This window comes from Lysobacter sp. 22409, assembly GCF_052045105.1.
In the GTDB taxonomy this organism is placed as follows: domain Bacteria; phylum Pseudomonadota; class Gammaproteobacteria; order Xanthomonadales; family Xanthomonadaceae; genus Lysobacter; species Lysobacter antibioticus_B.
In genome coordinates this window covers 1-9710 of the sequence record NZ_JBQEOE010000077.1, presented here as the reverse complement: position 1 = coordinate 9710, position 9710 = coordinate 1, and the positions used below count along the sequence as shown (strand labels likewise).

The 9710-nt window shown below is 66.0% G+C and carries 4 protein-coding genes; all 4 read left to right on the top strand.

Annotated elements, in window-relative coordinates; all coding sequences use genetic code 11:
- Positions 1-387: autotransporter outer membrane beta-barrel domain-containing protein (locus ACTJJK_RS22490; RefSeq protein ID WP_440731297.1), on the top strand; the 387-nt coding region annotated here is incomplete at its 5' end.
- A gap of 357 nt (positions 388-744) precedes the next feature.
- Positions 745-957 carry a hypothetical protein gene (locus ACTJJK_RS22485; RefSeq protein WP_031374107.1) on the top strand — a complete coding sequence of 71 codons (213 nt, stop codon included), beginning with the start codon at positions 745-747 and terminating at the stop codon, positions 955-957.
- 291 nt (positions 958-1248) lie between these two features.
- Positions 1249-1443, top strand: coding sequence for a hypothetical protein (locus ACTJJK_RS22480; RefSeq protein WP_152566418.1), 195 nt, complete (start codon positions 1249-1251; stop codon positions 1441-1443).
- A gap of 68 nt (positions 1444-1511) precedes the next feature.
- Positions 1512-9710 (top strand): autotransporter-associated beta strand repeat-containing protein (locus ACTJJK_RS22475; protein WP_440731296.1); only part of this gene is annotated, 8199 nt, incomplete at its 3' end.

Below are 9710 nucleotides of genomic sequence, written 5' to 3'. Positions count from 1 at the left end.
ATGCAGTGGCAGGACCAGCGCGATGCGAGCGGCAAGCAACTGGTGATGGACGACGACCTGCTGGGCACGGTGCGCGCCGCGGTGCGTGCCGAGAAGCGTTTCGAGACGGCCGGCGGCGCACGCATCCGCCCGTGGGCGACGCTCGGCCTGCAGGACACCCTGGGCGAGAAGGACAACGCCTTGCTGGTGGTGCCGATCGGCTCCGGCACGCAACCGCAAGCGTTTCCGAACCACGAGCTGGGCCTGATGGCGACCGTCGACGTCGGCGTGGAAGCCGAGTTGAACGATTCCGTCAGCCTGTTCGGCGTGTTGTCCTACGGGGAAAGCCTGGAGGGCAGCGACATCCAGCAGCGCCAGGCTAACCTGGGTATCAGAATTCGTTGGTAAACGAAGGGCGGCCGGCACCTGACGGTCCGGCCGCCCGCTGGCAAGGCCTGAGATGCTGCCGACCGCACCGCCATCGGCGATGCCTAGGACCGACAGGATGCCAAGCGTCCGCACGATCAGACAGTGATAAGACCTTGGCCGACTGCGCCAGCGAGCGGCCGAGCAGCGAAACCCGACGCAATCCAGGTTGTGCCGAAGTCGGCGCTGTCCACGGCGGGTTTTCCCCAATGGCACCGTGGCCAATTTCTACAGGCACCCCCGATGCATCGACCCTAAGATTTTTCCCAATTTCGAAACATCCGGCCCCCTCTTAAAATGCGATACACAGCACAAATCCTAGTGCGCCGGAGGCGGGGGATGTCCGCGCAACTGTCCGAGCGCTCCGAAGTGGCGGGGCACTATCCCGACAAAATCGGGCGGGCGGCGTGCATGTTCTATCGCGAGGTCGCGGCGAACCTGAAACGGTTGGAGGGCGTCGCCGCGGCCAACGGATGGCAGCCCGTCAGCGAGCTGTCGCAGCGCATCCGCATCGACGCGCTGCTGAGCCACACCGAAGATTTCGAGCACTGAAACAACATCGAGGTTCCAGCGGGTATGGAGACCGATGAAGGGGGCGGCATGAATCGAACTCTCTGCGCCATCAGCTTGCGGCGTGGGCAGGTTCACTATCGGATGTTCACTGAAACTAACGTTTTCTCACTGCGACGATGGCCTCGCGTGCAAGGCGCGTGACGATCGGCGGCGCTTTTCCGATCCTTGTTGGCTAAGTGCGGTTCGATGCCCCGAATCCGCTTGCGATTTCGCTATTTTCGGGTGTAGAAGTCTCGTCGACATCAGTCGATAGCGCTTGCCCGAACAGGGGTGGTCGGCGTCATCGCAGTGCCTCGCATCGTGCCGCTGCTCGCCGCCCGTTCCGATTCCACGCCGCTGCTTTGTTCGTTTCGCGAAGGCTTTCTCCAGCGCATCGCCACATCTGGCCGTACTTGGCCGCACTTCGCCGATTTCCTGCACTCGACCGTGCCAGCTTCATCCAATCATCGATTTATTCGTATCTGAAAGACGGTCACTGACGTAGCCGACGGCGCCTCGTCCGTCACGCGTTCGCGAGTCACACGGAGAACAACATGAACCGCATTTTCCGCATCCTCTGGTCGCATGCGCTCAACGCGTGGGTGGTCGTTTCGGAACTCGCCACCAGCCGTGGCAAGAGCGGGGGAGGGGTCGATAAGCGCGGCCGCGTACACGAGCGGGTGCTTGATCGCGACCAGGTCGAAGGTTCGCCTCCTGAGCGCGCGTGGCCGTTGCAATTGGCCGTGTTCGCGGTATTGCTGTCGTTGTATGCGCCGGCACAGGCGGCGAATCGGTTCTGGGATGTCAACGGCACCGCGGTGGGGCGCGGCGGAACCGGTATCTGGAACACCACCAGTCCGTTCTGGAGTCCCAATGGCGATGGCGTGAGCGGGCCTTACAGCGCCTGGAACAACGCCGCACTGGATGACGCGTTCTTTGGTGGCACCGCCGGCACGGTGACCTTGGGCGTGCCGATAAGCGTGCACAACCTGACCTTCGAGACCACCGGTTACACGCTCAGCGGTAGCACCCTGACCCTGGGGGGCGTCGCGCCCACCATCACCACTAACGCGGGCGTCGGCGCGACGATCAACTCCGTCATCGCCGGCACGGCCGGCCTGGCCAAGGCCGGCGCCGGCGACTTGACGCTCAATGGTGCGAACACCTTCAGTGGCGGCATCAACGTCGGCGCCGGGCGTCTCTTCGTCAACGGCGACGCTGCGCTGGGCGTCGCCGGCAACGGCATCACCATGGCTAATGGCACCTGGCTGTCCAGTACCGGCGCACTGAATGCCAGCCGCGTGGTGACCCTCACCAGTGGATCGGTCGTCATCGGCGGCAGCGTCGGCGCCGCGCGCTACACCGGCGCCGGCGGCCTCAACCTGCAGAACGGCGTCGCGCTGACCAACAACGCCAATGACTACACCGGGCAAACGGTGGTCGGCACCAACGCTACTGTTTTCTTCAGTTCCATCGCTAATGTAAACGGAGGGGCCAGTGCACTGGGTGCGCCGACGACGGTGGCCAACGGCACGATCGTTCTGAACCCTTCGGACAGCGGCATTAACGCGGTCTATACCGGCAGCGGCTCCAGCTCCGACCGTAATTGGCAAGTGTTCTCGCGTTTTTTCGGCAATAGCGGAATCACCAATTCGGGCACGGGCACCCTCACGCTGACCGGCAACATCTTAGGTCAGTACCAGAACGGCGCCTTCGCTGCGCGCGGCACTTTCTTCAGCGCGCAAAGCGCGGACCTGGTGTTGTCGGGCGTCATCAGCGGCGGCCAACCTCTTTTCACTCTGACTGGCGGCGGCACGAACCGTACGATCACGCTGGGCGGGGCCAATACTTACACTGCTACCACCACCAGCATCGGCAACGTGACGGTTTCGGCGAGCACGCTGGCCAATACCGGCGTCGCCAGTTCGCTTGGCTCGAGTGGTGGTATCGGCATCACCAATGGCGTGCTCAGCTACACCGGTGCCGGCGCCAGCAGTAACCGCGCCTGGGGGCTCAACAACGGCACGATCAACAGCGATGGCAGCGGTGCGTTGTCGCTCAGCGGGACCCTGGGGCTCACCAATACCGGCACCCTCGGCGGCAGCTTCGTCGGAGCCGACAACTTCTTCACCGGCGTCATTTCCGGTGCCGGCGGCCTGGCCAAGAGCGGCGCGTCCACCTGGGTGGTCAACGGCGTCAACACCTATACCGGCAGCACCACCGTCAACGGCGGCACTCTGCGCGCAGGCAATACGAGCGCGTTCGGCGCCAGCAGTGGCGCCGTGATCAATGGCGGAACGCTGGACCTCAACGATCTCAACATCACTCTGCCGTCGCTGGCCGGTACAGGCGGCAGCGTCGACATCGGTACGGGCACGCTGACCCTCAACGGGGCCGCGGCCACCAACACCAGCTATGCCGGCAACATCACCGGCAGCGGCGGCCTCACCAAGGAGGGCGCCAGCACCCAGACTCTAACCGGAACCAACACCTATACCGGTGCGACTACGATTAACGGCGGCACGCTGCGGCTGGACTTCGCCGGGGCGGGCGGGCCCGCCAGCAACATCATCTCCAGCGCCTCGACCCTGACCATGGGCGGCGGCACGCTCAATGCGGTCGGCGCGGCCGGCGAGGCCAATACCCAGACCTTCAACGGTTTGAATGTCGTCGCCGGCAATAACACCATCGGTGCGACCTCCGGCGCCGGCGGCAGCATGACCGTCAACCTTGGCGCCATCACCCGCACCGGCGGACTGATCAACTTCAATCTGCCGGGCAGCGGCAACATCACCACCACCAACACCCTCCTGGGCGGTTGGGCCACGGTCAACGGCACCGACTACGCCAAGGTGGTCGGCGGCAATATCCTTGCCTTCACCGATGCCGACTACACCGACAAGGACGACGCGTCGCTCTGGTTGACCGGCGAATTCATTTCCGACAGCGATGCCGATGCCGACAGTTTTTTCGGCACGGTCGGCAGCAGCGTCCAACTCGGTGGCCTGCAGTTCACCACCCCGGACGCGACCACCACCGTCACCGTCGCCGCCGGCCAGACGCTGGGCATCGATGGAACCATCATCGTCGCGCCGTCGGTCGGCGCCAACAACCAGACGATCACCGGCGGCTCGCTCACCGGCATGGCCGGCGGCGGCGCGCTCGGCATCCAGCAGAACGGCACCGGCAACTTCGCCATCGCCTCGCAGATCGTAGACAACGGCAGCAGCATCGGCTTCACCAAGGCCGGCACCGGCCTGGTCACGCTGAGCAATATCAACAACACCTACAGCGGCGGCACCACCGTATCGCAGGGCATCCTGTCGGTTGCCAGCATCGCCAACGGCGGCGCGGCGAGCAGCATCGGCGCGTCGTCCGCGGCCTCGTCCAACCTGGTATTGGAAGGCAGCACGCTGCGCTATACCGGCGGCACCACCAGCAGCGATCGCGGCTTCACCCTCGCCAAGTCCGGCGCGATCCTCGGCAGCGGTATCGAAGTCACCAACGCTGCAGCCAACCTCGGTTTCAGCGGCCTGGTCACCAGCACCGACGGTGCCAACTTCACCAAGACCGGCGCCGGCACCTTGACCCTCAGCAACGCCGGCAACGATTACACCGGCATCACACGCGTCGACGGCGGCACCTTGTCGGTCACCACGTTGGCCAACGGCGGGCTGGTCAGCAGCATCGGCGCTTCGAGCAGTGCCTCGGGCAATCTCGTTCTCAACAACGGGACGCTGATGTATACGGGCGGGACGACCAGCACCGACCGCGGCTTCACCGTCGGTAACCTTGCCGCGGGCGGCGGCAGCGGCGGCGTCGACGTCAGCAATGCAGCGACCACGCTGACCGTGAGCGGCACGGTGGTGGGCGATGACGGTTTGCGCAAGGAAGGTCCAGGCACCCTGGTGTTGTCCGGCACCAATACCTACGGAAACGGCACCACCGTCAATGCAGGCACGCTGCGGGCCGGTTCCACGCAGGCCTTCGGCGCCACCACCAACAACCTGGTCGTGGCGACCGGAGCGACGACGGATCTCGCCGGTTTCAACAACACCATCGGGGCGCTCGGAGGCGGCGGCAACGTGACCCTGGGCTCGGCCACGCTGACCTCCATCGGCAGCGCGGGCACGTTTACCGGGACCATCAGCGGCACCGGCGGCTTCATACGGGGCGGCGGGTACGGCGCGACGCAACAGATCATGAGCGGCTGCAACAACACCTATACCGGTGTCACTAATATCAACGGCGGCCAGATCACCACCGATTGCCTGGCCAACGGCGGCCTCGCCAGCGGTATCGGCGCTTCCTCCAACGTCTCGTCCAATCTTCTGTTCAACACCGCCATCCTCAAGTACACCGGCGGCAACATCAGCATCGACCGCGGATTCACTGCACAAAGCGGTCCGGCCGCGATCGAGGTGGCCAATGCGGCCACCACTCTGGCATTCAGCGGCACCGTCGTGGGCGGCGGTTACGTGCGCAAGGATGGCCCCGGCACCCTGTTGTTGTCCGGTAACAACACCTATACGGGCGGCACCCAAGTCACCGGCGGCATCCTGCGCGCCGGGTCGGCCACGGCCTTCGGCACCGGTCATTTGGACATGCTCAATACCGCCGGCGCGCTGCTGGATCTCAACGGTTTCAACACCACGTTCGCCTGGCTGCACGGCGGCGGTGCTGTAGGCGGCAACATCAGCCTGGGCGCGCAGACCCTGACGCTGAGCAGCGGCAATAATGCCGCAGGCATCGTCTACGCCGGCGCGATCAGCGGCAGCGGCAATCTCGTGAAGAACGGCGCGCAGATCCAGCGCCTGTCCGGTTGCAATAGTAGCTATACCGGCTCAACGACAATCAATGCCGGCACTTTGAGCGTCGACTGTCTGAGCAACGGCGGCAGCAACAGCGCGATCGGCGCCAGCAGTTCGGCTGCCGCTAATCTCGTCATCGGCGGCGGCGCCACTCTCGGTTACACCGGCGCAGCCACCAGCAGCGACCGTCTGTTCACGCTGGGTGTCGGTGGCGGTACGTTGGATGCATCGGGCACCGGCGCGCTGAATATGACCAACACCGGCGTCATCGCGCTGGCGGGCACCAATGCCGCGCGCACGTTTACTCTCACCGGCGTCAACACCGCCGACAACACCTTCTCGGCGCAGCTCGACAACAACGGCACCGGCGCCACCTCGCTGACCAAGACCGGCATCGGCACCTGGATCCTGACCAACAACAACAGCAGCTATACCGGCATCACCACCATCAGCGGCGGCGTGCTCGGCGTCAGTCAGTTGGCCAATGGCGGTGCGGCCAGCGGTATCGGCGCGTCCTCGAGTGCGGCGTCGAACCTGGTGATCGGCAACGGCTCCACCTTGCGCTACACCGGCGCGGGCGACAGCACCGACCGCCTGTTTACCCTAGCGTCGGGCGTGACCTTCATCGAGTCGTCGGGCACGGGCGCGGTCGACTTCACCAACACCGGCACGATCGGGTTGGCGAATCCGAACGTGGCGCGCACCATCGCGCTGGGCGGCACCAATACCGGCAACAACACCCTGGCCGGCATCATCGGCAACGCCGGTACCGGCATCACCACGCTGGCCAAGAACGACAGCGGCACCTGGGCGCTGACCGGCAACAACACCTACACCGGCAACACCGTCGTCAACAACGGCAACCTGATGATCGGTAACGGCGGCACGTCGGGCAATCTGGGCACCGGCAACGTGATCGTCGACTCGCCGACGTCCACGCTGTCGATGAACCGCAGCGACACGGTCGTCTTCAACGCCATCATGAGCGGCCCCGGTACCTTCGCCCAGGTCGGCACGGGCACCACCACGCTGACCGCGAACAACAGCATCGGCGCCACCACCGTCAGTGCCGGCACCTTGGACGTCAACGGCATCCTCAACACCGCCACGGTTGCGATGAGCGGTACCTCCACCCTGAACGTGGACGGCACCTTACAGGCCGCCGGCGCCGCGCCGGCGCTGCTCAGCGGCGATGCCGGTGCGAGCACGATCAACGTCAACAGCGGCGGAATCCTGCGAGCCAACGGCGATCTCGGCGATGGCAGCGATGCGGTCAACCTCACCGGCACCCTGGATACCGGAGCTGCGGTGTTGAACCTCGGTGCCGGCGACGACACCCTGACCTTGAACGATGGCGCGGCGATCGTCGGTGCGGGCGTCGATGCCGGTGCCGGCAGCGCCGACAACCTGGTGGTCAACAATGCCTTGCCGCTGACCTTCGGCGGCACCGGCGTCGCCGGTTTCGAACGCCTGACCAAACAGAATATCGGCGTGCTGACCCTTACCGGAGGCCAAAGCTACAGCGCCGGCACCGCGATCGACGGCGGTACCTTGGACGTGGACGGCGCCCTCGACACCTCCGCCGTGTCGATGGCCGACGGAACTATTCTGAACATCGACGGCAGCGTGCAGGCCGCCGGCCCCGCGCCGACCGCGCTCACAGGCAGCGCCGGCATCAACACCATCGCGGTCAATGCCGGCGCCAGCCTCGCCGCCAATGGCGACCTCGGCGACGGTAGCGACACGCTGACCTTGGCCGGCGCCTTGAACACCGGCGCTGCCGCGCTGAACCTGGGCGCCGGCAGCGATACGCTGACCTTGAACGACGGCGCGACGATCGGCGGCATCGGCGTCGACGGCGGCAGCGGCGCCAACGACCAATTGGTGCTCGACAATGCTTCGCCCCTGAGCTTCGACGGCGGCACCACCGCCGGCTTCGAAAGCCTGCTCAAGCAGAACAGCGGCATCGCCAGCATGACCGGCACTCAGAGCTTCAGCGCCGGCACCACCATCGCCGGCGGCGTGCTCGACGTCGACGGCAGCCTGACCACGCCGACCATCGCCTTGGCCGACGACACCGCGCTGAGCGTCGATGGCAGCGTGCAGGGGGGCGTCGGCACTGCGGCGACGATCACCGGCAGCGCCGGCACCAACTTCGTATTCGTGGGTGCCGGCGGCAGCTTGTTGGCGAACGGAGATCTCGGCGACGGCGCCGATGTCGTCGACGTGGCCGGCTCCCTGGACACCGGCGGCGGCACCTTCGCGCTCGGTGCCGGCGACGACACTCTGACCATCCACGACGGCACTACGATTACCGGCACGATCTCCGCCGGCATCGGCAACGACACCTTCAATACCGACATCGCCACCAGCGCCGATCTCGGCGCGGTGCAGGGCTTCGAGACACTGAGCAAGACCGGCGTCGGCACGCTCAACATCAACGGCCCGGCGAGTTCGGACTTCACCACCATCGACGTCGCGGCCGGCACCTTGAACGTGACGCCGAGCGGCAGCGTGGTCCCGGCGCCGGGCAATACCCTGACCACAACCGTGGCCACTGGCGCGACGCTCAACGTCGACGGCAGTTACGGTTGCGGCGCCGACAACGACAGCATGACGGTTTCCGGCACGGTGTCGGGCAGCGGCACCATCGACTTGTGCGGCGGCGACGACACTTTGACCCTCAAAGACGGCTCGCTGCTCAGCGCTGCGATCAGCGGCGGCACCGGCACCGGCGACAGCGTGGTGCTCGACAACCTCAATGCGATGATCTTCGACGCCGGCAACACGGCCAACTTCGAGTTGCTGCAAAAGAACAACGTCGGCGAGGCGACCCTGGTCGGAACCCAGAGCTTCAGCGGCGGCACCACCATCGATGGCGGCGCCCTTCGGGTGGCCGGTGCCCTGGAAACGCCGACCTTGAGCCTGGCCGACGGCACCGCACTCAACGTCGACGGCAGCGTGCAGGCAGGCGTCGGCACGGCGGTGGCGATCACCGGCAGCACCGGTGCCAACGCAGTGACCGTGAGCGCCGGCGGCAGCCTGCTGGCGAATGGCGACCTGGGCGACGGCAGCGACCTGCTCGATGTGGCCGGCACCCTCGACACAGGCTTCGGCAGCTTCAATCTCGGCGCCGGCGACGACACCCTGACCATCCACGACGGCACCAACATCATCGGCACGGTCATAGCCGGGGCCGGCAACGACACCTTCAACACCGATATCGCGACCAGTGCCAACCTCGGCGCGGTGCAGGGCTTCGAAACCTTGAGCAAGACCGGTGTGGGTACGCTCAACGTCAACGGCCCGGCGAGCTCGGACTTCACCACCGTCAACGTGGTGGCCGGCAGTTTGAACGTGACCGCCGGCGGCAGCGTCGTCGCAGCAGTGGGCAACACCTTGACCACCACCGTGGCCAGCGGCGCAACGCTGAACGTGGACGGCAGCTACAGCGGCGGCGCACTGGCCGACAGTTTCACCGTGTCGGGTACGGTCAGCGGCAGCGGCGCCATTGGCCTGGCGGGCGGCGACGATACGCTCACGCTCAACGACGGTGCGGTGTTGAACAACGTCATCGACGGCGGCGGTCATGGGGCCGGCGATACGGTGGTGTTGAACAACGCCGCCGCGCTGAGTTTCGATGGCGGCGATACGGTCAACTTCGAATTCCTGCAGAAGGACAACGCAGGCACCGCGACCCTGACCGGGGCGCAGAGCTTCAGCGGCGGTACCACCCTCAACGGCGGCACGCTGACTGTGGCCGGCGCCCTGGAAACGCCGACCGTGGCCTTGGCCGATGGCACCGTGCTCAATGTCGGCGGCAGCCTGCAGGCCGCTGGCGGCACCACGGCGGCCCTGACCGGCAGCGCCGGCGCCAACACCGTCAACGTGGCCGCCGGCGCGAGCCTGCTCGCCACCGGCAATCTGGGCGACGGCAGCGAT